The sequence below is a fragment of the Streptomyces fradiae genome (genome assembly GCF_041270065.1).
In the GTDB taxonomy this organism is placed as follows: Bacteria; Actinomycetota; Actinomycetes; order Streptomycetales; family Streptomycetaceae; genus Streptomyces.
Genome location: NZ_CP065958.1, coordinates 7,016,843 through 7,041,647, shown reverse-complemented (window position 1 = coordinate 7,041,647; position 24,805 = coordinate 7,016,843). Strand labels below are relative to the sequence as shown.

The following is a 24,805-nucleotide window of genomic DNA, read 5'->3' as shown; positions in this document are numbered from 1 at the left end:
GTGACGCGTGTGACGGTGGAAGGAACGGAGATCGTGGTCCGCCTCGGACCGCGCGAGGCCCTGGCCGCACGGCGGCGCACGATCCGCGTGCCCGTCGCCGCGCTGCGCGCCCTCGGCGTCGACCCCAGCTGGTGGCGGGTGCTGCGCGGCACGGCGGGCCGGGGCCTGTGGCTGCCGGGCCGCTGCGTGGGCCGCCGCCACGGCCCGGCCGGTACGGACTTCGTCGCCGTACGCGCCGAGGCACCGGCCCTCTGGATGGACCTGGCCCCGGAGGCGCCCTTCGCCCGGATCGCCGTCACGGTGCCGGACCCGGAACAGACCGAGCGCGCCCTGCGGGTGTTCATGCCGGAGGAGCCCCTGATCCCGGACGAGTCCGGCCACCCGGGCATGCTCCCCGAGCCGGGTCGGCGCGAGGGCCGGGAGGAGCCGGGGAAGCCGCCGGATCCGGAGGAACGGAGGATGCCCGGGGTGCCCGGGGACGCCGGACCGGGGCACGGACCGGGGCACGGACCGGGGCACCGGGAGAAGCTCTGGGAGAAGCCCTGGGAGTCGTGAGGGCCACGTCACCAGACGACCCCCTCACTACGCGGCCCTCTCGCCGGCCTGCTCCAGGGCCTCGATCAGCTCGTCGCGCTTCATGCCGGAACGCCCGGGAATCCCGGCCGCCGCGGCCCGCTCGTACAGCTCGGCCTTGGTCAGGTCCGTGAGCCCGGACTCCTTCGGCCCCGTGCCTCCCTTGCCCCTCTTGCCGCGGGCGCGCTCGACGCTCGCGCGCAGGGCCTCGGTCAGGTCGATCACATTGGTGGCCTCGGCCGCGGGCTCGGCCTTCTCGACGGTCTCGCCCGCCTTCTTCGCCTTGATCAGGTCGGCGACCTTGTCCCGGTAGGTGTCGTGGAACTCCTCGGGCTCCCAGTCCATGGCGAGCGCGTCGATGAGCTGCTCGGCCATCCGCATCTCCTTGGCGCCGGCCTTCGTCCGTCCCGTCGGCAGGTCGGGGATCTCCTCGCGCGGATCCCGGATCTCGTCGGCCCAGTGCAGCGTGTGGAGGGTGAGGATGCCGTCCTCGGACTTGAGCGCCACCAGGTACTCCCGGCCGCGCATCACGAAGGTCGCCACCCCCGCCCGGCCCGCCTTCGCGAGCGCCCGCTCCAGGAGGCCGTAGACCTTGGCGTACTCCCCGGTCTTCGGTCCGAGGTAGTAGGTCCGGTCGAAGTAGATCGGGTCGATCGCCTCCAGGTCCACGAATCCGCTGATCTCCAGCGCCTTCGAGCGGCCGGGCGCGATCTCGTCGAGCTCGTCGGGTTCGACGAGGACGTACGCGTCCCCCGCGTCGAAGCCCTTCACGATGTCGCCGAGCTCGACCTCCTCGCCGGTCCGCTCGTTCACCCGCCGGTTGCGGATCCGGTCGGAGGTGCCGCGCTGCAGCTGGTGGAAGCGCAGGGTGTGCGCGGAGGTGGCGGTGTAGAGCCCGACGGGCACGCTCACCAGGCCGAAGCTCAGCACCCCGGTCCACACGGGTCGGGCCATCTCGCTCACCACCGCCCCGGCCGTACGACGACCCCCTTCAGCCCGGCGGCTGCCCGCCCCGGCCCGCGCGAAAACGGCCGGGCCCGTCCGCTGGACGGGCCCGGCCTCTCTTCCGCCGGTGGGGCGGCGGATCAGACGCGGTCGGCGGCGATCAGGAGGTACTGGAAGGAGCCGTCCTTGTACGACTCGATGAAGGCCTCCTCGATGCCGGTGACCAGCGAGGACGTGGCGCGCAGCTCCCAGTACGGGAGGGTCGCGGCGGTCAGGTCGACGACCGCGTTCGGGACCAGCCGGTTGTCGGCCATGGCGCGCAGGTATTCGCGGCGGGAGTGGATGTTGCACTCGAAGTGGGCGTTGATCTGGGAGACCCACTTGGAGGGCTGGCCGTACTTGGGGTTCCAGCAGCCGGTGATGGTGACGTAGCGGCCGCCGACCCGCAGGAAGCGGGAGTGCTCGGCCATCAGGTCGTCGAGGTCGACGTACATGCTGGACTCGTTGTTCCAGGAGGCGGCGATGCTGCCCTTCTCGAACGGGGTGTCGAGCATGTTGCAGACCTGGGCGTGCACATGGCTGTCGATGCCCAGCTCGCGGGCGCGCTTGTTGCCGAACTCGGCCTGGGTGGAGGAGAGGGTGACACCCTCGACCTTGCAGCCGAAGCGCTGGTGGGCCATCACGCTCGAACCGCCGCGGCCGCAGCCGGCGTCGACGAGGGTGTCCTCGGCGGTGATCGGGCCGAGGTGGTCGAGGAGGACCTCGGCCTGGGCCGACTCCAGGCGGTGCAGCTCGGTGATGAGCTTCTTCTCGTACTCGCTGTCCTCGGGGGTGCCGAGGGAGGCATGGTCGATCTCGCCGATGCCGTAGTGGTGGTGGTAGAGGCCGTCCACGTCACCGAGGCGCAGGTTCACGGGCCGGGCCTCGGCGTTCCAGTAGCGGGCGATGTCGCCCTGGTACGGGTTCGCGGGGCCGGGGATGATCGTGGAGGCGTCGGTGGGGGTCAGCTCGGTGGTCACAGAGAAATCCATTTCTTGCCGGACGTCGGGTCGCGGGTGCTTACCAGAAGTCGGGCAGGCTGTAGCGGTAGGTGTTGGTCTGGTGCCAGTAGTGGTTGCCGTCGACCCACACGGCCACGCCGCGCAGGAAGCGCAGCAGGGTGGGCACGGGGTTGGCGGCGGCCAGTGCGGCGGCCTCGGCCTCGAAGGCGTGCATGAGGTCGTTGTGGACCTCGACGGCCTTCAGATAGCCCTCCTTGGCGGAGACGCCCTCGCGTTCGGCGATCACCACGGGCAGGTTGAGGTGCGTGCCCGGGCTGGCCAGCTCCTTGGTGTAGGAGTACAGGTCGTTGACGATGGTGGTCGCGTTCCCGGCGAGCGCGATGACCCGCTGCATGGCGGGGGTGGCGTGCAGGTCCGCCGGCAGTTCGTAGCCGCCGACGGTGTCGGTGATGGTGGGGCAGGGGCGGAAGTTGTTGAACTGGCGCATCGCCAGGTACTCCCACACCTCGGGCACGTGGTCGGTCTCGGCCCAGGCCGCCTCGGCGAGGTAGCCCATGTGCAGCCGCGCCATGTCGTGCCGGAAGCGGTCCGACTGGGACGGCGTGGCCAGCTGGTTGAAGTACTCCATCGCCGAGCGGTAGGCCCGCCGCGGCGCGTCCGACTCCAGCGACTCGCGCCAGGCCGGTGCGTACTCGGCCGTGGTGTGCAGCGGGTCGAGGGCGGTGTGCGCGAGCAGCAGCCGGCTGCCGAGGCCGATCGGCGAGCCGCCGTGGTCCTCGCAGTAGCAGTCGTCGACCGCGTTCTCGGCGACCATCAGACGGGTGGCGGCCATGAGGTGGTCGACGGTCGGCGCGTCCGGGTGGCAGGCGACCATGTAGCGCCCGACGGAGAAGCCGTCGAACTGGTCCTCCCACTCCGGGGGGTACGCCTGGACCTCGTCCACCGCCCATTCCTTGATCCGGCGGCTGACCTCCGCCACCCGGGCCGGGTCCGGCTCGGCGATGGGGTGGAAGTACAGGCCGGGGATGGGCGTGCCCTGGTCGGCCGTGGTCCCGGACGCGGACAGCACCTCGGCCACGGCCTCGGCCACCGCCTCCGGTGCCACCTCGGGTACGGCTCCGGGCACGGCGTCCGGTACGGCTCCGGCCGCGGGCGGCGCCTCCGGCGGTGCCGGACGCCGGGCCAGGGAGAGCGCCGTGGTGCCCAGACCGCTGGGCCCGCGCAGGATGCGCTCGATGGCGGACTCGGGCGGTACGGGCGCCTCGGCCGGCGCCAGGGCGACGGTCACGTCGACCGGCGCCGCGGCCTCGGCCGGGGCCGAGGCGGACCGGAAGGGGGCGGAGGGCGGGCCGGGCAGCGGGGAAAGCCCGGGGTCGGGCATCCGTGGCTCCTTGCTGGGATGAGGGGGCCGCCCCGGCCCGGGTGGGCCCGGCCGGGCGCGGCCCTCGGACGAGCGGGTATCCGCCTAGTCGCGCCTGCGGGCGATCTGCACGTTCTCCAGCACGCCGAGCGCGTCGGGCACGAGGATCGCGGCGGAGTAGTAGGTGGTGACCAGGTACGAGATGATCGCCTGCTCGTTGATGCCCATGAAGCGCACCGACAGACCGGGCTCGTACTCCTCCGGCAGACCGGTCTGGCGCAGGCCGACGACGCCCTGGTTGTCCTCGCCGGTACGCATGGCGATGATCGAGCTGGTCTGCTCGTTGCTGATCGGGATCTTGTTGCAGGGCAGGATCGGGACCCCGCGCCAGGCCGGGACGGACTGGCCGCCGACGTCGACGTGGTCCGGGTAGAGCCCGCGGCTGTTGAACTCGCGCCCGATCGCCGCGATGGTCTTCGGGTGGGCGAAGAGGAACTTGGTGCCGCGGCGGCGGCAGAGCAGTTCGTCGAGGTCGTCCGGGGTGGGCGGGCCCGAGTGGGTCTGGATCCGCTGCTTGAAGTCGGCGTTGTGGAGCAGACCGAACTCGCGGTTGTTGATCAGCTCGTGCTCCTGGCGCTCGCGGAGCGCCTCGATCGTGAGCCGGAGCTGTTCCTCGGTCTGGTTCATCGGGCCGTTGTAGAGGTCGGCGACCCGGGTGTGGACCTTGAGGACCGTCTGGGCGACGGAGAGCTCGTACTCGCGCGGCTTGAGCTCGTAGTCCACGAAGGCGCCGGGGAGTTCGGCCTCGCCGACGTGGCCGGCGGACATGGCGATCTCGGCCTCGCCGTGCTTGTTCTGCCGCTGCCCGGGCAGCGCGCTGAACTCGCTGATGTGCTCCGCGAGCGCGGGCGCCTGCGCCTGCACGGCGGCGAAGTCGGAGCGGGAGAGGGTGAGCAGGGTGCCGGGGGTCTCGGCGGTGGCGGTGTAGTCCCACGTGGCGTCGGCGTCCAGGAGGGCGTTCTCGCCGAACCGGTCGCCGTCGGCGAGGACCGCGACGGCGACCTCGTCGCCGTACTTGCCGACCGAGGTCTGGCTGATCCGGCCGTGGGCGATGAGGTGGATGTGCTCCGCGGCGGCGCCGCGCTCGACGAGGACCTCGCCGGCGCGGAAGTCGCGCTGGACGCAGCGGTCGGCGAGCGCCCGCAGCACGTCCTCGTCCTCGAAGCCGTGCAGCAGGGCGAGTTCGCCGAGTTCCCGGGGGATGACCCGGACGGAGGCGCCGTCCTGCACGAACTCGATGACGCCGTCGCCGACGGTGTAGCTGAGTCGGCGGTTCACCCGGTAGGCGCCGCCCTTCGTCTCCACCCAGGGGAGCATGCGCAGCAGCCACCGGGAGGTGATCTCCTGCATCTGCGGGGCGGACTTGGTCGTGGTGGCGAGGTTCCGGGCTGCCGCGGTGCTGAGGCTGGACTGCGGCCGCGACGGCTCCAGCTCCATCTCCGGGCCGGTCTCAACGGTCATGGGACGAGCGCTCCTTGAAAAGAGGAAAAACCGACACAATCTCTGGGATTCCGTCCAGATCCGGGGGAACACTAACCGTCGCGAGAGGGGGCCTGCCCAGCCAGTCCGGCGGCGTTACCTCGAAGCAGTGATCTTGCTTCTGCCGGGGTTTATCCGGGCGACGACGACTTTCGAGCCATCCGGGAGAGTGCGGCGGGGCGCGCGCGGCCCGCCGTACGCCCCTCACGCAACTCACCCTCCGACAGGCGCTCTTGAAAACGAGTCAGGTCACGGCCCGTCGCAGGCGGGGACGGGGGCGCGCGTGAGCCTCCGCCGAACGAGCGGTACGGAACAGCGGGGCCGCGCGGTTTCGGCCACCCACCGGCGGCGGTCCGCCCACGCAACCGGCGGGAGCGCGCGGAGGGCGCCGGACGCCCGCCGAACGGGGAGCCCACGGAGCTTCCGCACCCGCCCGCCGACATGCGCCGAGCCTCCCCTGGGTAGGCGGTCCGCGATCGGGCCGCCGGCCCGCGGGAGGGGAACACCATGAGCGAAGAGCGGGCGCTGACGGCCGAGGAGCTGTTCGACGAGGTCGGGCTCGGCTACGAGAAGGCCTTCGGGCACCTTCCCGAGCAGCTGGCCGCCGTCGACTGGCTGCTCGACCGGCTCCCCCGGGGCGCCCGGGTCCTGGACGTCGGCAGCGGCACCGGCCGCCCGGTGGCCGAGCTCCTCGACCGCGCCGGGCACGCGGTCACCGGCATCGACGTGTCCGGCACCATGGTGGACCTGGCCCGCCGGCAGGTGCCCGGCGCCCGGTTCGAGCGGTGCGACGTACGGGAGTTCACCGGCCCGGAGGGCGGCTTCGACGCGGTGTGCGCCTTCTTCCCGCTCCTGATGATGGACCGCGCCGGGGCGGCCGACGCGCTGCGCCGGATGACCTCCTGGCTGAAGCCGGGCGGCCTCCTGGTCAGCGCGACCGTCCCGGCCGACGTGGAAGACGTGGAGATCGTCTGGATGGGCCACCGGGCCCGGGTCTCCAGCTTCTCCGCCGAGGAGTTCGTCCGCCTGCTGCGCGAGGAGTGCGGCCTGGACGTCCTGCACCAGGCCGTCTCGGAGTTCCGCCCCGACGGGCCCTCGGCCGTGCCGGAGGAGCAGCTGTTCTGCTACGCCCGGCGGCCGTAGGGGGCAGCGGGGTCTGATGTAATCGTCCTCGGACGGCCCCCGACGGTGGGGTCACCGACCGGGGGGAACGTTGGAAGCGCTGGGCGCGGCAGATCCGCGGCAGGTGGGGCGGTACCGGATCCTCGCGCGGCTCGGCGCGGGCGGCATGGGCCGCGTGTACCTGGGCCGCTCGACCAGTGGCCGGATGGTCGCGGTGAAGGTGGTGCGCGCCGAACTCGCCGAGGACCCCGACTTCCTGCGGCGGTTCGCCCGGGAGGTCGAGGCGGCCCGCCGGGTGACCGGCTTCTTCACCGCGGCCGTCGTCGACGCCGACCCCGAGGGCTCGCCCGCCTGGCTCGCCACCGCCTACGTGCCGGGCCTGCCGCTCGACGCGGCGATCCAGGCCCACGGGGCCTGGCCCCGGCGCTCGCTGCACTATCTGGGTGCCGGGCTCGTCGAGGCCCTGGAGGCCATCCACGGCACGGGGCTGATCCACCGCGACCTCAAGCCGTCGAACGTGCTGCTCGCCACCGACGGCCCGCGCGTCATCGACTTCGGCATCTCCCTGGCCACCGAGTCCAGCGTCCTCACCCAGACCGGCATGGTCATCGGCACCCCCGGTTTCATGTCGCCCGAGCAGGTGACCGGTCATCGGATCGGCCCGGCGAGCGATGTGTTCTCGCTCGGCGCGGTCCTCGCCTTCGCCGGCACGGGCACCGCGCCGTTCGGCGTCGGCCCGGCGCACTCGGTCAACTTCCGTGCGGTGTACGAGACTCCGGACCTGCGGGGGCTGCCCGACGGCACGGACTTCGTGGCCCGCTGTCTGGAGAAGGACCCGGCACGGCGCCCCACCGTGCCCGAACTCCTCGCGGAGTTCGCCCGGTTGCTCGGCGAGACCGGCACGCACACCTACGGCGGCGGGCTGCCGCAGGAGACGGACTGGCTGCCGGACACGGTGGCCGCGGCGCTCACCCGCCCGGCGGGGGCGGAGGCGGCGGGGGCGGCCGGAGGGGCCGCGGTGAAGACGCCGCCGCCCGGGACGCCCGACCCCCGGGACGCCCTGGCCAAGCGGCCCGCGCCGGCGCCCGCGCCTGTGCCGGCGCAGCCCGTACCCGAGACTCCGGCTGCGGAGGCGCCCGTACCGACGACGCCCGTGGTGGAGACTCCCCCGCCGGCGCCGCCGATGCCGCGGACCGTGCCGCCGATGCCGTCGCAGGCCCCGGGCCTGGTGTCCACCACGTGGCCCGGGCCGGCCGGCCCGGCGGCCCCGACCGCTCCGGGCCGGCCCGCGCGCAACCGGCAGCGGATCGTGGCGATCGCCGTCGCGGCGGCGCTGGTGGCGGGCGGCGGCGTCACCACCGCCGTCCTGCTGAACCAGGGCGCGAAGAAGGACGACAAGTCCGCGTCCAAGAACGACGATTCCAAGAACGACGTCACCCCTTCCGGCGCCACCGGCTTCGACGCGGCCGTCACGAACGTGGTCAACCCGTCCACCGCCAAGGGCGGCACGCTGCGGCTGCGCACCGCCTACGACGCCGACTCCTGGGACCCGGGCCGCGCGTACTACGGCTGGGTCTGGAACGTCCAGCGCCTCTACGCCCGGACGCTGCTCGCGTACGACGCCAAGCCGGGCCGGGCCGGCACCTCGCTCGTACCGGATCTGGCCGAGGCGCAGCCGGAGGTGTCGCCGGACGGGAAGACGTACACCGTGCGGCTGCGGTCCGGTGTCACCTTCGAGGACGGCACGCCGATCGCGAGCAAGGACGTCAAGTACGCGATCGAGCGGGTCTTCGACCAGTCGGTCGTCAGCGGCGGCCCCACCTACTTCGCCGAGGCGCTCGACCCGCAGGGGAAGTACCCCGGCCCGGCGAAGGACACGACGCCCGAGAAGAACGGCCTGTCGGCGATCGAGACGCCCGACGACCGCACCCTGGTGTTCCGCCTGGCGAAGCCGGACTCGATGTTCCCCCATCTGCTGGCCATGGGCGCGACCGCCCCGGTGCCGCGCGACCGGGACACGGGCGCGCGCTACGGGCAGCGGCCGGTGGCCTCGGGGCCGTACAAGTTCGCCTCGTACACCCCGGAGAAGTCGCTCGTCCTGGTGCGCAACACCAACTGGAAGCAGTCCACCGACCCGCTGCGCCGCGCGCTGCCGGACCGGATCGAGCTGACGGTCACCCAGGATCCCGAGGCGCTGACCGCGGAGCTCCTCAACGGCTCGGCCGACCTGGACGCCCAGCAGGGCGGTCTGGCGCAGGCCGCCCGGGCGCGGGTGCTCGGCGACGCGAAGCTGAAGGCCTCGGCGGACGCGCCGGCCACGGGCGCTGTGTCGATGGTGGCGCTGGTGTCGAAGACGGCGCCGTTCGACAACGAGCACTGCCGCAAGGCCGTGTTCTACGCGGCCGACCCCCGGGCCCTGCAGACCGCGCGCGGCGGCCCGACGGCCGGCGCCCCGCTCGGCAGTCTGCTGCCCCCGACGATCCCCGGCTCGGACGCCTACGACCCCTACGGCCTGACGGCCGGCAAGGCGCAGCCCGAGAAGGCCCGCGAGGAGCTGCGCGCCTGCGGCCGCCCGCAGGGCTTCGCCGCCAAGCTCGCGGTGCGCGACACCCATTCCCAGAACGTCGCCACCGCCGAGGTGCTGAAGAACAGCCTCAAGGCGGTCGGCATCACGCTCGAGATCGAGAAGCTGGACCTCTCGAAGTTCTACTCCGGCGTGGGCTCCCCGAGCACGGTCAAGAAGCAGGGCTACGGCCTGATCGTCACCGGCTGGGTCGGCGACCACCCGCAGGGCGCGAGCTTCCTCCGGCCGCTGGCCGACGGCCGGTCGATCACCCCCTCGGGCAACACCGACTACGCCCAGGTGAACGACCCGGCGATCAACACCCTCTTCGACCGGGCCGCCGCCGAGACCGACCCCACGAAGGCCGCCGAGCTCCACCGCGACATCAACCACAAGATCACCGACGGCGCCTACTACCTGCCGGTCGTCGCCACCAAGGCACTGAACTACCGCAACCCGCGCCTGACGAACGTCTACGTCAACCAGGCCTACGGGATGGTCGACATCCAGGCACTGGGGGTGGGCGGGGGCGCGTAGGGACTTCGGTCGGCGGTTTCGGGACTTTGGGCCGGTCGACCGTCCCCCCGGCCGTAAGGTCTAGTTAAAACGTGAACCTTTCGCTGGAGCACCGCCGCCTCACGACCGTGACCGCTGCCTGCGCGCGCCACGGCCGCGCGCTGGTCCTCCTCCCCGGCACACTGATGGCCCTCGTCCTCGCGTGCTACGGGGCCGGCCACCTCAACAGCGGGCAGTGCCTCGCGTGGCTGCTCCTCGTCCCCGGCCTCGCGGCGCTGCTGTGCGGCCTGCGCGTCACCGCGTTCTACGCGGCGCTCACCCTGGCGGTGTACGTGACCCTCCGCAGCACCGCCCCGGGGCTCAGCCTGATCCTGGTCAGCAGCCTGGGCGCGCTCGTCGTGTGTCGTGCCCGGCTGCGCGCCGGACGCCGGGCCGCCCGGGTCCGCGAGGTCGCCGACACCACCTGGCGTACGGTGCTCCGCCCGCTGCCGTCGCGGTGGGGCGACCTGGAGCACGCCGCCACGTACACGGCGGCGGACGTCGCCGCCCGGGTCGGCGGGGACTTCTACGACATCCAGCCCTCGCCGCACGGCACCCGGCTCGTCCTGGGCGACGTGCAGGGCAAGGGGCTCGACGCGGTGGCCTGCGCGGCGGCGCTGGTCGGCAGCTTCCGTGAGGCCGCCGCCCATGAGGGCGACCTCGCCGAGGTCGCCGTGCGCATGGACGCGCGGCTCCGCCGCCACCAGGAGTACGTGCGGGCCCTCGGCAGCGACGAGACGGAACGCTTCGCCACCGCCGCGCTCCTCCACTTCCCGCCCGCCGGGCCGGACACCACCGGCACCGCCGTCGACCTGGTCAACTGCGGCCACCTCACGCCGCTCGCCGTGAGCACCGCCGGGGTCCGCCCGCTGGCCGGCGAGTCCGCGCTGCCCCTCGGCATGCTGTCGCTGACCGACGAGCGCCCCTCCGCCACAACGGTCACCCTCGCCCCCGGCGAGACCCTGCTGCTCTTCTCCGACGGCGTGACCGAGGCCCGTGACGCCGACGGCGAGTTCTACCCGCTGTACGAGGACCTCGCCCGCTCGCTGCGCACCGACCCCACCCTCACCGACCCGGGCGTCCTCGTCTCCCGCATCCGCGCGGCGGCCACGGCGCACGCGGCGACGGGCCTGACGGACGACACGACCGTGCTCGCGGTCCGCCGCGCGGCCTGACCCCTGCGAAGATCCCCCGCGCGATGCGCGTCCGCTCGTCGTCGCGGTTCTCGAACCGTACGAGCGCGGGCGGCAGTTGATGCGGGACTTCGGGCTTCTCCGCCGCGCCGCCGCCGTACACGTGCTGGTGCAGCTCGCACGCCTGTGCCGCAAACCTGCGTCACACGTCGTCAGAGCAGTGTCCGCCAGTAGTCCCACCAGCGGGTGGCGATCAGCAGCACGACGACCAGGTACCAGGTGACCGGCACCGCCCAGTGGAACTCCAGTGCCCCCGCGACGAGTCCGCGCGGGGCTCGGACGAAGCCGTGGCGCAGGTTGTGGACGGTGGTGTACCAGAACATCGCGATGGTGGCGGCCCAGGCGAGGCAGCACCACAGGCACAGGGCGCCGATCTCGTACAGGGCCTGGCCCATGAGCCACATGCAGAAGACCGCGCCGAGCGCCGTGCCCAGATTCAGACCGAGCCAGAACCAGCGGCGGAAGGCGGCGCCCGCGAGCAGCGCGACGCCGATGGCGGCGACGACGGGGTACGCGGCGAGGCCGAGCAGCGGGTTCGGGAAGCCGAGGACGGAGGCCTGGTCGCTCGCCATCACGTTGGTGCAGGAGACGACCGGGCTGAGGTTGCAGGACGGGCTGAAGCCCGGGTTCGCGAGAAGTTCGAACTTGTCGACGGTGATGACGAACGAGGCGAGGGTGCCCAGGGCGCCGGTCACGATCAGCAGCCAGGCCAGCGCCCGCGAGGCGCCGAGGGCGGCCGGCTCGCGGGTGGCGGCCCGCGTGCGGTGCCGGGTGGGCGTGGGGGTGTCGGCCATCGGGTTCATCGGAGTGCGTACCGCCTCACTGGCGTCGGGAATGGGCCTCGGATGCGCCGCAGTGAAGCCGAGCCGCGCCCCCGCCCCCAAGGGCCGAACGGCCCGCCCACGAGTGTTCGACGCCGCGCTCGTCCCGGCGCCCCGACCGCGCAGGCGCCAGGCCCTGCCGGCGCCCCGACCGCGCTGACGCCGCGACCTCGCACGCAGCACGCACCACGCCCTGCGGGCGCCCGACCGCACGCGCCCCCGACCGCGCAGGCCCCGCCACCGCGTCGCCGCCGCTACCCCGTCGGGGCCGTCGACTCGCGCCGGGCGTGGTCCGGCCAGACGACGTCCACCGGGATGCCCCAGGCGAGAGCGTAGGCGACCAGGTGGGCCGTGGCGTCCCGGCCGTTGGAGGGCGAGCCGTCCCATACGGCGAGGAGGTGCCGGCAGCCCTTGACCAGGTGCTCGTCGGCGCAGACGCAGGCGTCGCGGTCGGCGGGGTCGTAGGCGAGCAGCCGTACCTCGTCGGCGAGCGCGAGCAGGTCCCCGGCGGGCAGGCGGTCGACCGGCGGCAGCGTCTCGGGGGCCGGGCCCGCCCCGGACTCCGGGGCGGGGAAGGTGACGACCAGGCGGCGGCCGGCGGCCTTCGCCGCGCGGGCGAACAGGGCGGGGACGCCCCGGCCGGCCCGTACGAGACCGGCCCGCCCGGCGGGCAGCCGGCTCAGCCGTGCGCTCAGCTCCGCCTCCACCGCGGTCCTCGCCTCCCGGCTCAGATCGATGTGTCCCACCGCGACGATCACCGTTCGCTCACCCCTCGCGCCTCCTGCGTGACATCCTCGTCTCCCGCAGTGAAGCGAGCCGCCGCGGGCGGCGGCAAGGGGCCGAACGGCCCTTCCGCCCCGCCCCCGCCCGGCCGTCTACTGAAATGAGCCACCCGCAGAGCAACCACAGGGCACCCCGCCCCTCCCGCCCTCGCCGACTCAGGACGCCACCCATGAACGACGCTCCGACCCGCTCCTCCGCCCCGGCCGCCACCGGTCCGCGCCGCACGGTCGAGCTCGACGCCGACGAGGCCCTGCGCCTGCTGGCCGGCGTGCCGCTGGGCCGGATCGTGTTCACGCGGCAGGCGCTGCCCGCGATCCGCCCGGTCAACCACATCGTCGACGACGGGCAGATCGTCATCCGCACCCACGAGAGCGGCGCGCTGCTCCTGAGCACGCGGGAGGCCGGTTCGCGCGGAGTCGTCGTCGCCTACGAGGCGGACGACATCGACATGACGACCCGGCTCGGCTGGAGCACCGTGGTGACGGGCTACTGCCATCTGGTGACCGACCCCGACGACCTGGCCCGTTACGAGCGTCTGCTCACGCCCTGGTCGGACCGGACCATGGACCAGGTGGTCCGCATCCGGCCCGACCTGGTCACCGGCATCCGCCTGGTCGAGGCCCGCTGAACCGGCCGAACCCCCTACCAGCCCCACCCCCTGGGCCCCGGCCCCTGCACCTCTCCCCAATGCATGAATTGCATAATTCGGCAATTCGATACATGATGGTTTCGCTGTGCCCGCAGGTAGCCGCGGGCACAGCACCGAGCCAGGACCCCGCCGCCGCCGCGCGGGGCGTGAGGAGAGGCCGCGATCGTGCCGGTTCCGCTGTACCAGGCCAAGGCCGAGTTCTTCCGGATGCTGGGCCACCCGGTCCGCATCCGCGTCCTCGAGCTGCTCCAGAACGGACCGTTGGCGGTACGCGACCTGCTCGCCGAGATCGAGGTCGAGCCCCCGGCGCTCTCCCAGCAGCTCGCGGTGCTCCGCCGGTCCGGGATCGTGACCTCCACCCGCGAGGGCTCCACCGTGGTCTACACGCTCGCCGGCGGCGACGTCGCCGACCTCATGCAGGCCGCCCGGCGGATCCTCACCGAGATGCTGGCGGGGCAGAACGAGCTCCTCGCGGAGCTGCGGGAAGCCGAGGTCGCCGCGCGATGAGCACCGCCCTCGCCCCGGCCCTGCGCCGGATCCGTGCCCTCCTGCCCGCCCGCGCCGACTACGCCGCCATGCGCCGCGACCCGCGTCGCGACCTGCTCGCCGGTCTCACCGTCGCCATCGTCGCGCTGCCGCTCGCGCTCGGCTTCGGCGTCTCCTCCGGCCTCGGCGCCGAGGCCGGCCTGGCCACCGCCGTGGTCGCCGGCGCGCTCGCCGCGCTGTTCGGCGGCTCGAACCTCCAGGTGTCCGGCCCGACCGGCGCCATGACCGTGGTGCTCGTGCCGATCGTGGCGGAGTACGGCCCCGGCGGTGTGCTGACCGTCGGTCTGATGGCCGGCGTGCTGCTGATCGGCCTGGCGGTGGCCCGGGCCGGCCGGTACATGCGCTACATCCCCGCCCCCGTCGTCGAGGGCTTCACCCTGGGCATCGCCCTGGTCATCGGCCTGCAGCAGATCCCGAACGCGCTCGGCGTCCCCAAGCCCGAGGGCGACCGGGTCCTGGTGGTGACCTGGCACGCGGTCCAGGAGTTCGTGAAGACGCCGAACTGGACCGCCGTCGGCCTCGCGGCCGGCGTGGCGCTGATCATGCTGCTCGGTGCGCGCTGGCGCCCCACCATCCCCTTCTCGATCGTGGCGGTCGTCGCCGCGACCGTGGCGGCCCAGCTCTTCCACCTCGACGCCGCCGCCCCCATCGGCGACCTGCCGGCCGGACTGCCCGCGCCCTCCCTCGCCTTCCTCGACGTCTCGGCGCTCGGCTCGCTGCTCGCGCCCGCCGTCGCGGTCGCCGCGCTCGCCGCCCTGGAGTCGCTGCTCTCGGCGACCGTCGCCGACGGCATGACGGTCGGCCAGAAGCACGACCCGGACCGGGAGCTGTTCGGGCAGGGCCTGGCGAACCTGGCCGCCCCGCTGTTCGGCGGCGTCCCGGCGACGGCCGCCATCGCCCGTACCGCCGTCAACGTGCGCACCGGAGCGTCGTCGCGGCTCGCGGCCCTCACCCACGCCGCCGTCCTCGCCGTGATCGTCTTCGCCGCCGCCCCGCTGGTGTCGCGGATCCCGCTCGCCGCGCTGGCCGGCGTCCTGATCGCCACCGCGATCCGCATGATCGAGGTCGGCTCGCTGCGCGCCATGGCGAAGGCCACCCGCTCCGACGCCGTCGTGCTCGTCCTCACGGCCGTCGCGACCCTCGCGCTCGACCTGGTGTACGCGGTGATCATCGGCTTCGTCGTCGCCGGCGCCCTCGCGCTGCGCGCCGTGGCCCGGCAGGCCCGGCTCGCCGAGGTCGACTTCACGGCCGACCTGCCCGGCGAGCACACCGCGGAGGAGCACGCCCTGCTCGCCGAGCACATCGTCGCCTACCGGATCGACGGCCCGCTGTTCTTCGCCGCCGCCCACCGCTTCCTACTCGAACTCGCCGAGGTCGCCGACGTCCGCGTGGTCATCCTGCGGATGTCCCGGGTGACCACGATCGACGCCACCGGCGCGCTCGTCCTCAAGGACGCCGTGGAGAAGCTCAACCGGCGCGGCATCGTGGTCATGACCTCGGGGATACGGCCGGGGCAGCGCAAGGCCCTGGACTCGGTCGGCGCGCTCGACCTGCTGCGGCTCGACGGCCGCGAGTACGCCACGACCCCCGAGGCCATCGCGGGCGCCCGCGCCCATCTGCACGGCGCCGGCCTCCTTCCGGTGGTCCCCGGACAGCCCGGCCCCTCCGGGCAGGGCTCGGGACGGGTGCCCGAGGAGGCGGCCCGATGAGCGTGCCGACCACCCGCCGGATCGTCGAGACCTCCGGGGCCGAGGCCCTCTGGCTGCTCGAAGGCGCCGCCCACGGACGCCTCGTCTTCACCCAGCGCGAGCAGGCGGTCGTACGGCCCGCCGTGCACGTCCTCGAATACGGCCGGCTCATCGTCCGCGCCCCGGTGCAGGCGGATCTGCTGCACGCCCGCCCGACGCTGACGTACCAGGTCGACGAGATCCGGATGCCGGCGGGCAGCGGCTGGAGCGTCACCGTCACCGGGCCCGGCGAACCGGTCGCCGAGCCGGTCGAGGCCGCGCACTACCGGCGTACCCTGCCCGGCTGGGCGTACGGGCCGCACGACACCCTGCTGCGGATCACCCCGCAGACCGTGACGGGATACCGCCTGGGCACGGTGGAGACACGATGAGCTCCGCGACGGCAGCGCTGCCCCACCGTCATGTGCTGACGGTGCCGACGCTGCCCGCGGCGGTCCGGGTGGTGCGCGAGACGGCGGAGATGACCTTCGCCGAATGGGGCATCGCCGCCGACCACCCCGCGCTCGGGCCCGCGCTGCTGATCCTCAGCGAGCTGGTCACCAACAGCGTCCGGCACGCCGCCGACACCTCGCCCAGCCTCACCGTCACCTTCGCGGCGGGCGACGACACGCTCGCGTTCGCCGTGCACGACCGGCACCCGCACCATCCCGGGGTCCTCGCCGCCGCCACCGCCGGCGGCGGGCTCGCCGTGATCGCCGAGGTGATGACCGCCGCCGGCGGCACCTGTGTGGTCCGCCGGGACGCCGACGGCGGCGGAAAGAGCGTCTGGATCACCCTCCCCCTGCAACCCGCGAAGGCAACACCATGACCATCGAATGGCGCTACACCACCCGCCCCGGCCTGAGCGTGCTCTCGCTCGCCGGCTATCTCGGGGCCGACGCGGTCAGCCGGTTCGGCGGTGCGGTGGGCTGGGTCGTGGCCCGTGGCGAAGGTCCCGTGATCCTCGACCTCACCGGTCTGCGCGGCTGGTCCGCGGGCGGCCAGCTCGCGGTGGCCGACGCCGCCCGCCGGCTGCGGGACGGCGGCCGGCCGCTCGAACTCGCCGCGATCCCCGCCGACGGCTCCCTCGTGCCCAGCGGCGACTGCCCGGAGATGACCGTCCACGCCGACCTGGCCACCGCGCTCGCCGCCCACCGGGGCGACGGCGGGGAGCTGCGCGAGTGGTGCAGCGACGAATGGCCCGGCTCCCGCACCGCCCCGCAGCCCCGGAAGAGGGGGTGACATGCCGTCACCCCGGTTCTGACGGCTCCGCCGAGACCGGCGGCCGCCCTCGCCGCACATGGACAGCATCCGCGTGCGGGGGCGGTCGCCTCCCTCGGCCGAGCCACAAAACGGAGCGGCCGCCATGCTGCGGAATCGCTCGTACAAAATCTCAACAAAGCACGCAAAGCGCAAGGAAAGTTCCGTAACTCCGGCTACGGACAACCCCGTTAGCCGCCACGGAGGAGTGTCCTCACCACCCTTTCGGGAGGGGCGTTCATGGGCTTGTTGCGCAAGATCCGTACGACCGGGCGGGTCGCCGAACCCGCGCCGCCCGCGCCCGCCGACGGCCCTCTCCCGCAGGCCCGGCGGCTCGGGGGCTCGGCGCAGGTCCGCTGTGTGGACGCCGGTTCGTGCAACGGCTGCGAGATCGAGATCGCCGCCGCGTTCAACCCGGTGCACGACGCCGAGCGTTACGGCGCCCGCCTGGTGGCCTCGCCCCGGCACGCGGACGTGGCCCTGGTGACGGGGCCGGTCACCCGGAACATGGCCGAGCCGCTGCGGCGCACGGTCCAGGCGATGCCCGAGCCGCCCATCGTCGTCGCGGTCGGCGACTGCGCCATCGACTGCGGGGAGTTCGCCGGGGGTTACGGGATCGAGGGCGCCGTCTCCGACGTCGTGGCCGTGGACCTGGCCGTGCCGGGCTGTCCGCCCGAACCCGAAGCCATCGTGGCGGCGCTGCGCCGGGTGACCGGCCGGTGATCGCGGCGGGCCTGGGCGCCGCCGGGGCGCTGGCCGCCGCGGGCGCCGCGGCCGGGTCCGTCCTGCCGGGCCGGGCACGCCTGATTGCCTCGGGCGTGTGCACGGCCGGCGTCGGCGCGGCGGGCTGCGCGGCCGGGGCGGGCGCCCTGGGCGGGGAGCAGTGGACGGGCCGGCTGCCGGAGCTGCTGCCGCTCGCGGGCACGGTGTGGCAAGTGGACGCGCTCTCGGGCCTGTTCATGGCGGTGGCGGGCGCGGTGGTGGCCGCGGTGGGCGTGTACGGCATCGGTTACGCGTCCGGGCACGGCACGCTCGGACTGGCGTCCCGCACGGCGCAGGCGGTGCTGCCGCTGTTCGCGCTGACCCTGATCCTCGTCCCGGCGGCCGCCTCCGTCTCCACGTTCCTCTTCGTGTGGGAGGTGATGGCGCTCTCCTCGCTGCTGCTTGTCCTGGTGGAGCACCGGGCGCGGGCGGAGGTGCGCACGGCGGGTCTCTGGTACGCGGTGATGACGCACCTGGGTCTGGTGCTGCTCCTCGCGGGCTTCGCGCTGTTCGCCGCACGGGCCGGCGGGGAGGGTTTCGCGGAACTACGGGCGGGTGCGGCAGAGTTGTCGCCGACGGTGCGGGGCACCGTGTTCGTGCTGACGGCGGCGGCGTTCGCCTCGAAGGCGGGTGCGGTGCCGCTGCACGCCTGGCTCCCGCGGGCGCATCCGGAGGCGCCGGGGCCGGTGTCGGCGCTGATGAGCGCGGCCATGGTCAATCTGGGGGCGTACGGGATCGTGCGCACCGGGTTCGATCTGCTCGGCGGGGGTCCCGCCTGGTGGTGGCTGGGGCTGATGGGGGTCGGCGGGGTCTCGGCGGTGTACGGGATCCTGCAGGCGGCGATCTCGTCGGACGTGAAGCGGCTGCTCGCGTACTCGACGGCGGAGAACCTGGGGCTCGTCCTGGTGGCCACGGGTGCGGCGGGGCTCTTCGCCGCGTCGGGCGACCAGGGGCTCGCGGCGCTCGCGCTGGCCGCCGGTCTGCTGCATGTGGTCAACCACGCCGCTTTCAAGGCCCTGTTGTTCGGGGCGGCGGGTGCGGTGGTGCGGGCCACCGGGGTGCGGGACCTGGACCGGCTTGGCGGGCTTCGACCCCGGATGCCGGTGACGGCCGGGCTTTTCGCGGTGGGTGCGCTCGGCGCGGTGGCGCTGCCGCCGGGGAACGGGTTCGTCAGCGAGTGGCTGCTGCTGCAGTCGCTGATCCACGGGCTTGAGATGCCGGGGGTGGCGGTGGCGATAGCGCTGCCGCTGGCGGTGGGGCTCGTGGCGCTCTCGGCGGGGGTGGCGGCGGCGGTGTTCGTGAAGGCCCTCGGGGTCGGCTTCTTCGCCCGCCCGCGGAGCCGGGAGGCCGAACGGGCCCGCGAGGCACCGCCGTTGATGCTCGCCGGCCTGGGGCTGCTCGCCCTGGGGTGCGCGGGGCTCGCCCTGGTGCCGGGGCTGCTCGGCCCGGGGCTCGACCGGGCGGTGGCCGACGCGGGCCTGCCGGGGACCGGTTCGGTGGCGGGCGGGGCCCTGACGGTCCGGCTGCACGACATCGCGACCTCGCTGTCGCCGCTGTGGGTGGCCCTGGCGCTCACCCTGGCGGTCCTGCTCGCCACGGCCGTGCCGAGGGTGCTCGGCGGGCGTCGGCGCAGGGCCCGGCTGTGGGACTGCGGCGGCGGGGCTCCGACCCCGCGCATGGCGTACACGGCGACCTCGTTCGCGGAGCCGCTGCAGCGGGTCTTCGACGACGTCCTTGCTCCCGAGCAGGACGTCGACGTCACGCATGTGCGCGAGTCGGCCTATCTGGTGGAGCGCGTACGGTTCCGGGGCCGGGTGCCGGACCGGGTGGAGCACCGGCTCTACCGGCCGGTGCTCGACGGCCTCGCCCGCACCGGGCGGGCCGCGCGGCGGCTGGCGGGCGGCAGCGTGCACGTCTATCTGGGGTACGGCTTCGTCGGGCTCCTCTCCCTCTTCGTCGTCCTGGTGGTGGGCTGGTGAGCGCGCTGGGGTACGCGGCGGTCGCCGCGCAGACGGGTGCCGTGGTCGCCGGGGCGCCGCTGCTCACGGGTCTGATGCGGCAGGTGCGGGCCCGCCTGGAGGGCCGGGCCGGGGCCGGGGTGCTGCAACCGCTGCGGGACACCCGGAAGTTGCTGCGCCGGGAGCCGATCGCCCCGGCCGGCACGGGTCCGGCGTTCCGTACCGCGCCGGCGCTGCTCGTGGCGACCACGCTGGTGGTGGCGACGCTGGTCCCGCTGCTCTCGACGGACACGCCGGTCGCGGGGCGGGCGGATCTGATCCTGGTGGTGGCGCTGCTCGCGCTCGGCACGGTGACGCTGGCGCTCGCGGGCCTCGACACGGGCACCGCGTTCGGCGGCATGGGGGCCTCGCGGGAGATGACGATCGCGGCGCTTGTCGAACCGACGCTGCTGATGGCGGTGTTCGCCCTGTCGATACCGGCCGGGACCACCAATCTGCCGGCGATCGTCGACGGCGCGGTGCGCGAGCCAGACCGGCTCGCGTCCCCGGCCGGGCTGCTCGCCGCCGCGGCCCTCGTGGTCGCGGTGCTCGCGGAGACGGGACGCATTCCGGTCGACAATCCGTCCACGCACCTGGAGTTGACGATGGTGCACGAGGCGATGGTCCTGGAGTACGCGGGCCGGGACCTGGCCCTGGTCGAGCTGGGCGCGCAGATGCGGCTCACGGTGCTGCTCGGACTGCTCGCCTCGCTGTTCGTGCCGTGGGGCATCGCCACCTCGGCGTCGGTGGGCGCGCTGCTGCTCGCCCTGGTGGCGTTCGCGGTCAAGGTGGCGCTGCTCGGCGCGGCGCTGGCGGCGGCGGAGGTGTTCTGGGCGAAGGTGCGGCTCTTCAGGGTGCCGGAACTCCTCGCCGGCTCCTTCCTGTTGGCGCTGCTCGCCGTGACCGCCTCCTACTTCCTGAGCGGAGCGTGAGCCGGACATGAGCGACAGCGCGTACGTACAGCTGCTCGACCTGGCCTGCGGGGCCTTCCTGCTGGCCGCCGTGGTGATCCTGTGGCGGCGTGAACTCGCCGCGATCGTCCGGACCTTCGCTCTGCAGGGGGTGGCCCTGGCCGCGATCGCGCTGCTGCTCGGTCTGCACGAGGGGCGGGCGGACCTGGTCGCGGTGGCGGCCGGCATCGGTGTGCTGCGGGCCGGGGTGCTGCCGTATCTGATGCGCCGGGCGCTGACCGCGGCGACCGCCGACCGGCGCCCGTACGACACCGGGGGCGCGGAGGGCCGGGAGACCCGGCCGGTGGTGAACGTCGCCGCCTCGCTGCTCGCGGCGGCGGCCCTGACGCTGCTCGCCTACGCGGTGGCGCGCCCGCTGGTCGAGCTCGACCCGAGCCCGGCGACGCGGGCGCTGCCGGTGGGTCTCGCGGTGGTGCTCATCGGGTTCTTCGTCCTGGTCACCCGACGGCGGGCGCTCGCCCAGGTCGTGGGGTTCCTGCTGCTCGACAACGGCATCACGGCGACCGCGTTCCTCGCCGCCTCCGGTGTGCCGCTCATCGTCGAACTCGGCGTCTCCTTCGACGTCCTGCTCGCGATGCTGGTCCTCCAGCTGCTCACCGCGCGGATGCGGGCCGCGTTCGGCACCACCGATCTCGACGATCTGAGGGAGCTGCACGACTGATGCAGGCCACCATGACCGCTGCCGTCCTCGCCGCGCCCGTCGCCGTGCCCGGTGCCGTGGCGGGCGCCCATGCCCTCGTCCTCGCCCGGCTGCGGCGCCGGATCCCGCGCGTGCTGCCGCGGCCGGCCGCGGTCCTGGTCGGAGCGGCGGGCCCGGAGCCCGATCAGGCCGCGGAACCCGCCCCGACCCCGGAGCCGCCGCCCGCCCCGGGCGCCCCTTGGTGGGGTCTGGCCTCCCCGGCCGTCGTGCTCGGATGCGGGGCGCTGCTGGCGGCGGCGCTGCCGCGCGGCGGGGCGCTCGACGCCTTCGGCGGTCTGCTGCGGGCGGACGCGCCGACCGTGTGGATGCTGTTCGTGGTGGGCGCCGTCGCGCTCGTCGCCTGCGCGAGCCTGCCGTCGTACGGCGCCGGTGAACGTCTGTCGGCGCGCGCCACGGCCATGCTGCACACGCTGGTCCAGGCGTTCCTGGCCGCTATGTGCCTGGCCGTGGTGACGGCCAATCTCGGTGTGCTGTGGGTGGCGGTGGAGGCGACGACGATCGTCACCGCGTTCCTGGTCGGGCACCGGCGCACCCGCCGGTCGGTCGAGGCCGCCTGGAAGTACGTGGTGATCTGCTCGGCCGGGATCGCGCTCGCCTTCCTCGGCACGGTCCTCGTCTACTACGCGGCCCGGCAGGCCGGCATCGACGAGGCGGACGCCCTGGACTGGCCGACGCTGGTCGCCCGCGCGGGCGCGCTCGACCCGTCGGTCACCCGGCTCGGGGTGTCCCTGGTGATCCTCGGCTTCGGCGCCAAGGCGGGCCTGGTGCCGCTGCACGCCTGGCTGCCGGACGCCCACAGCCAGGCACCGGCCCCGGTCTCCGCGCTGATGTCGGGGGTGCTGCTCTCGGTCGCCTTCCTCGCGGTCCTGCGCTACGACACGATCGCGGACGCGGCGCTCGGGCACGGCTGGACCCGGCTGCTGCTCACCGGGATCGCGCTGCTCACGCTGGCGCTCGCCACCGGGCTGCTGCTCGCCCAGCGGGACTACAAACGGATGCTGGCGTACTCCAGCATGGAGCACATGAGCCTGATCGCCCTCGGTACGGCGATCGGCACGCCCCTGGCGCTCGCTGCCGTGCTGCTGCACATCGCCGGGCACGGGCTCGCGAAGTCGGTCGCCTTCTGCGCCTCGGGCCATGTGCTGCACCTGACCGGGACGACTCTGATCGGGCGGGTGCGGGGGCTGCTCGCCCGGCTGCCGTGGCTGGGCGGGGTCCTCGGGCTCGCCGTGCTCGCGCTCTTGGGCTTCCCGCCGTTCAGCCTTTTCGCCTCCGAACTGGGCATCGTCCGGGCCGGGTTCGCCGCCGGTGCCGGGATGGGCTGGGCGACGGCCGGGGCGCTGCTGCTCGTCCTGGCCGCGTTCGCGGCGCTCGCCGCGCGGACCGCCCGGATGGTCCTCGGGCCCTCCCCCGTACCGGCCCCGGCGACGGTTCAGGGCGGGGCGGGGGCCGTGTGGCCGCTCGTCCTCGGGCTTGTCGCGTGCGCCGCGCTCGGTCTCGCGACCGGGCCGCTGACCGATCTCCTGCACGACGCCGCCGCCGCGATCGGAGGCCACTGACCATGCGTACCGCCCATGAGATCCACGTCGAAGAACTCCCCGCTCGCACGGCCGAGTTGCTCGACGCCGGCCACCGCCTCGCGCTGGTCGCCGCGCACCACGACGACGGCGTCGCGATCCGCGTCGTGTATCTCTTCACCGCCGGGCCGCCGGACGTGCGCACCGAGCTCCATGTGCTGCTCGACCCGGACAAGCCCGAGGTGCCGACCCTGGCTCCGCTGTCCTTCCCGGCCGGCCGGTTCGAACGGGAGATGCGGGACCTGCACGGCGTGGTGCCGCTCGAGCACCCGCTCCCCCGCCGGCTGGTGCGGCACTTCCACTGGCCGAAGGGCTGGTACCCGATGCGGCCGGACGCGGGGCCCCCGCCGCCGTTCGCCGAGCAGGAAGGCCCGTACCCCTTCCTGGAGGTCGAGGGCGACGGCGTGTACGAGATCCCCGTCGGCCCGGTGCACGCCGGGCTCATCGAGCCGGGGCACTTCCGCTTCTCCGTCGTCGGCGAGACGATCCTCAAGCTGAAGGCCCGGCTGTGGTTCGTGCACCGCGGGGTCGAGAGGCTCTTCCAGGGCCGGACGATCGCCGGCGGGCTGCCGCTCGCCGAGCGGATCAGCGGGGACACCGCCGTCGGGCACGCCCTCGCGTACTGCCTCGCCGTCGAGGAGGCCACCGGCACCGAGATCCCGCCCGCCGCCGCCCGCGCCCGTGCGCTGCTGCTCGAACTGGAGCGGCTGCACAATCACGTCGCCGACCTCGGCATGCTCTGCAACGACGTCGGCCACGGCGTCCTGAACGCGCACGCGCAGCGGGTGCGCGAACAACTCCTCCGGCTCAACGCCGAGGTCACGGGCCACCGTCTGCTGCGTGGCGGGGTGGTCCCGGGCGGCGCCGTCCTGCGGACCCTGCCCGCCCCGGCCCGGCTCGCGGCCCTCGGCCGGGACATCCGGGAGATCGCCGGGCTCGCCCTCGCGCACTCGACCGTCCGCGACCGCTTCACCGGCACCGCGGTCCTCGACGCCGGGGCGGCCCGGGACCTCGGCTGCCTCGGCTATGTGGCGCGGGCGAGCGGCCTGACGGGCACCGACGCGCGGGTCGGCCACCCCTTCCTGTCGTACGACACGGAGCTCGCCGTCCCGGTGCGCGACACCGGCGACGTCCTCGCCCGCTTCCTGGTCCGCGCCGAGGAGATCGACGTGTCCCTCGCGCTGATCGACCATCTCGCCGAGGAGCTCGCGCCGGGCGCGTCCGTGGTGCCGGTGACACCCGGCACGGGCCCGGGTTCGGGTTCGGGATCCGGTGTGGGCATCGTGGAGGGCTGGCGCGGCACGCTCACGACGCGCGTCGAGACGGCGGCCGACGGGCGGCTGGCCCGGGTGAAGCCGGTGGACCCGTCCTTCTTCAACTGGCCGGCGCTGTCGCTCGCGCTCGCGGACACGATCGTCCCGGACTTCCCGCTGACCAACAAGAGCTTCAACCTGTCGTACGCGGGCAACGACCTGTGAGCCGTGCCTACTTGGGCGCGTGCTGGCCCACGTAGAAGAGGAGCCAGACGAAGCCGGCGAAGGCGTGGGTGGCGAAGATGTAGACGAAGACCCGCAGCATCACACCGCGTTCCTTCCACTTCTCCATGTCCCAGCCGGCGCCGCCGTCGCCGTCGCCGGCCGCTCGCTTCCGTGCCATCTCAGCTCACTCCTCACTCGTGGTCGTCGTCGTAGCAGTGCCGGGTACGCGGCAGAAGCTCACCATGACGATCTTGCCGTGGTGGTTCACCGCGGGCTCGGCGCTCAGCTCGCCGTCGTACAGGGCGGCGACCTCGATCACCGACCGCAGCCCGTCGCCGGTCCGCGCCGGGGCCAGTTCCGGCAGGCGCGGATCGCCGTCGGCGACGGACAGCACGAGCCGGCCGGGGGCGGCGGTGACGCCGATGTCCATCACCGTGGTCTGCCGCGCGTGCCGCAGCACATTGGCGACCAGCTCGCCGAGGACCAGGAGTACCGCGTCGGCCAGCGCGCTGCGCGGGTCGACGCCGACTCCGGCCAGGCTGTCCCGTACGGCCCGCGTGGCCTCCCGTACCGCGCCGGGGCCGACCCGGGTGCTGGTCACATGCCGTTCGACCCGCGGCAGGGCGTGCTCGACCGCCGCGGCCGGCGGCCGGTGGCGGCGCCAGGGCCCGGCACCCTCCATG

Annotated in this window: 24 protein-coding genes; 16 read left to right on the top strand and 8 right to left on the bottom strand. The window is 74.0% G+C overall.

Annotated elements, in window-relative coordinates; genetic code table 11:
• Entirely contained in the window at positions 1-555 is a 555-nt protein-coding gene (locus JAO84_RS32025) for a hypothetical protein (protein ID WP_370415966.1), read from the top strand.
• A 27-nt stretch (positions 556-582) separates the two neighbouring features.
• On the opposite strand, the gene JAO84_RS32020 is transcribed toward JAO84_RS32025, so the two are convergent.
• The 4 genes from JAO84_RS32020 to JAO84_RS32005 all read right to left on the bottom strand — a co-directional run bounded on the left by JAO84_RS32020 (position 583) and on the right by JAO84_RS32005 (position 5,400).
• Positions 583-1,527, bottom strand: a complete 945-nt coding sequence (locus tag JAO84_RS32020; protein ID WP_370415965.1) for a Ku protein — start codon at positions 1,525-1,527, stop codon at positions 583-585.
• Between the two features lie 131 nt (positions 1,528-1,658).
• The gene (locus JAO84_RS32015; RefSeq protein ID WP_370415964.1) at positions 1,659-2,537 is read right to left on the bottom strand and encodes a geranyl diphosphate 2-C-methyltransferase; all 879 of its coding nucleotides are present in this window, start codon (positions 2,535-2,537) and stop codon (positions 1,659-1,661) included.
• Between the two features lie 40 nt (positions 2,538-2,577).
• A complete protein-coding gene (locus tag JAO84_RS32010; protein WP_370415963.1) occupies positions 2,578-3,900 on the bottom strand; it encodes a family 2 encapsulin nanocompartment cargo protein terpene cyclase in 1,323 nt (440 codons plus the stop codon).
• Between the two features lie 84 nt (positions 3,901-3,984).
• Positions 3,985-5,400 carry a family 2B encapsulin nanocompartment shell protein gene (locus JAO84_RS32005; protein ID WP_370415962.1) on the bottom strand — a complete coding sequence of 472 codons (1,416 nt, stop codon included), beginning with the start codon at positions 5,398-5,400 and terminating at the stop codon, positions 3,985-3,987.
• A gap of 525 nt (positions 5,401-5,925) precedes the next feature.
• Between JAO84_RS32005 and JAO84_RS32000 the strand changes: the two genes are divergently transcribed.
• From JAO84_RS32000 to JAO84_RS31990, 3 genes are all read left to right on the top strand, one after another.
• On the top strand, positions 5,926-6,561 hold the full coding sequence (locus JAO84_RS32000) for a class I SAM-dependent methyltransferase (protein ID WP_370415961.1): 636 nt from the start codon (positions 5,926-5,928) through the stop codon (positions 6,559-6,561).
• A gap of 103 nt (positions 6,562-6,664) precedes the next feature.
• Positions 6,665-9,640, top strand: coding sequence for an ABC transporter substrate-binding protein (locus tag JAO84_RS31995; protein ID WP_370415960.1), 2,976 nt, complete (start codon positions 6,665-6,667; stop codon positions 9,638-9,640).
• Positions 9,641-9,711: 71 nt separating this feature from the next.
• Positions 9,712-10,833, top strand: coding sequence for a PP2C family protein-serine/threonine phosphatase (locus JAO84_RS31990; protein ID WP_370415959.1), 1,122 nt, complete (start codon positions 9,712-9,714; stop codon positions 10,831-10,833).
• Positions 10,834-11,003: 170 nt separating this feature from the next.
• Here the strand turns inward: JAO84_RS31990 and JAO84_RS31985 are convergent, their stop codons facing one another.
• Both JAO84_RS31985 and JAO84_RS31980 read right to left on the bottom strand, forming a co-directional pair.
• Positions 11,004-11,645, bottom strand: coding sequence for a vitamin K epoxide reductase family protein (locus tag JAO84_RS31985; protein ID WP_370415958.1), 642 nt, complete (start codon positions 11,643-11,645; stop codon positions 11,004-11,006).
• Positions 11,646-11,926: 281 nt separating this feature from the next.
• On the bottom strand, positions 11,927-12,430 hold the full coding sequence (locus JAO84_RS31980; RefSeq protein ID WP_370415957.1) for a hypothetical protein: 504 nt from the start codon (positions 12,428-12,430) through the stop codon (positions 11,927-11,929).
• A gap of 194 nt (positions 12,431-12,624) precedes the next feature.
• Here JAO84_RS31980 and JAO84_RS31975 point away from each other — a divergent pair, with 194 nt between their 5' ends.
• The 12 genes from JAO84_RS31975 to JAO84_RS31920 all read left to right on the top strand — a co-directional run bounded on the left by JAO84_RS31975 (position 12,625) and on the right by JAO84_RS31920 (position 24,122).
• A complete protein-coding gene (locus JAO84_RS31975) occupies positions 12,625-13,083 on the top strand; it encodes a pyridoxamine 5'-phosphate oxidase family protein (protein ID WP_370415956.1) in 459 nt (152 codons plus the stop codon).
• Positions 13,084-13,269: 186 nt separating this feature from the next.
• Positions 13,270-13,611, top strand: a complete 342-nt coding sequence (locus JAO84_RS31970; RefSeq protein ID WP_370415955.1) for an ArsR/SmtB family transcription factor — start codon at positions 13,270-13,272, stop codon at positions 13,609-13,611.
• On the top strand, positions 13,608-15,359 hold the full coding sequence (locus JAO84_RS31965; protein ID WP_370415954.1) for a SulP family inorganic anion transporter: 1,752 nt from the start codon (positions 13,608-13,610) through the stop codon (positions 15,357-15,359). The genes JAO84_RS31970 and JAO84_RS31965 overlap by 4 nt, the downstream gene beginning before the upstream one ends.
• On the top strand, positions 15,356-15,769 hold the full coding sequence (locus JAO84_RS31960; protein ID WP_370415953.1) for a pyridoxamine 5'-phosphate oxidase family protein: 414 nt from the start codon (positions 15,356-15,358) through the stop codon (positions 15,767-15,769). The genes JAO84_RS31965 and JAO84_RS31960 overlap by 4 nt, the downstream gene beginning before the upstream one ends.
• A complete protein-coding gene (locus JAO84_RS31955) occupies positions 15,766-16,206 on the top strand; it encodes an ATP-binding protein (RefSeq protein WP_370415952.1) in 441 nt (146 codons plus the stop codon). Before JAO84_RS31960 ends, JAO84_RS31955 begins: the two co-directional genes overlap by 4 nt.
• Positions 16,203-16,619, top strand: a complete 417-nt coding sequence (locus JAO84_RS31950; RefSeq protein ID WP_370415951.1) for an STAS domain-containing protein — start codon at positions 16,203-16,205, stop codon at positions 16,617-16,619. The genes JAO84_RS31955 and JAO84_RS31950 overlap by 4 nt, the downstream gene beginning before the upstream one ends.
• Positions 16,620-16,877: 258 nt before the next feature.
• On the top strand, positions 16,878-17,360 hold the full coding sequence (locus tag JAO84_RS31945; RefSeq protein WP_265863063.1) for an NADH-quinone oxidoreductase subunit B family protein: 483 nt from the start codon (positions 16,878-16,880) through the stop codon (positions 17,358-17,360).
• The gene (locus JAO84_RS31940) at positions 17,357-19,378 is read left to right on the top strand and encodes a proton-conducting transporter membrane subunit (RefSeq protein ID WP_370415950.1); all 2,022 of its coding nucleotides are present in this window, start codon (positions 17,357-17,359) and stop codon (positions 19,376-19,378) included. Before JAO84_RS31945 ends, JAO84_RS31940 begins: the two co-directional genes overlap by 4 nt.
• A complete protein-coding gene (locus tag JAO84_RS31935) occupies positions 19,375-20,328 on the top strand; it encodes a respiratory chain complex I subunit 1 family protein (protein WP_370415949.1) in 954 nt (317 codons plus the stop codon). The genes JAO84_RS31940 and JAO84_RS31935 overlap by 4 nt, the downstream gene beginning before the upstream one ends.
• 7 nt (positions 20,329-20,335) lie before the next feature.
• On the top strand, positions 20,336-21,028 hold the full coding sequence (locus JAO84_RS31930) for a hypothetical protein (RefSeq protein WP_370415948.1): 693 nt from the start codon (positions 20,336-20,338) through the stop codon (positions 21,026-21,028).
• Entirely contained in the window at positions 21,028-22,626 is a 1,599-nt protein-coding gene (locus tag JAO84_RS31925) for a proton-conducting transporter membrane subunit (protein ID WP_370415947.1), read from the top strand. Before JAO84_RS31930 ends, JAO84_RS31925 begins: the two co-directional genes overlap by 1 nt.
• A 2-nt stretch (positions 22,627-22,628) precedes the next feature.
• The gene (locus tag JAO84_RS31920; protein WP_370415946.1) at positions 22,629-24,122 is read left to right on the top strand and encodes an NADH-quinone oxidoreductase subunit C; all 1,494 of its coding nucleotides are present in this window, start codon (positions 22,629-22,631) and stop codon (positions 24,120-24,122) included.
• Between the two features lie 7 nt (positions 24,123-24,129).
• Here the strand turns inward: JAO84_RS31920 and JAO84_RS31915 are convergent, their stop codons facing one another.
• On the bottom strand, positions 24,130-24,249 hold the full coding sequence (locus JAO84_RS31915; RefSeq protein WP_265863297.1) for a DUF6126 family protein: 120 nt from the start codon (positions 24,247-24,249) through the stop codon (positions 24,130-24,132).
• A gap of 57 nt (positions 24,250-24,306) precedes the next feature.
• Positions 24,307-24,804, bottom strand: coding sequence for an ATP-binding protein (locus JAO84_RS31910; protein ID WP_370415945.1), 498 nt, complete (start codon positions 24,802-24,804; stop codon positions 24,307-24,309).
• Position 24,805 lies beyond the last annotated feature (1 nt).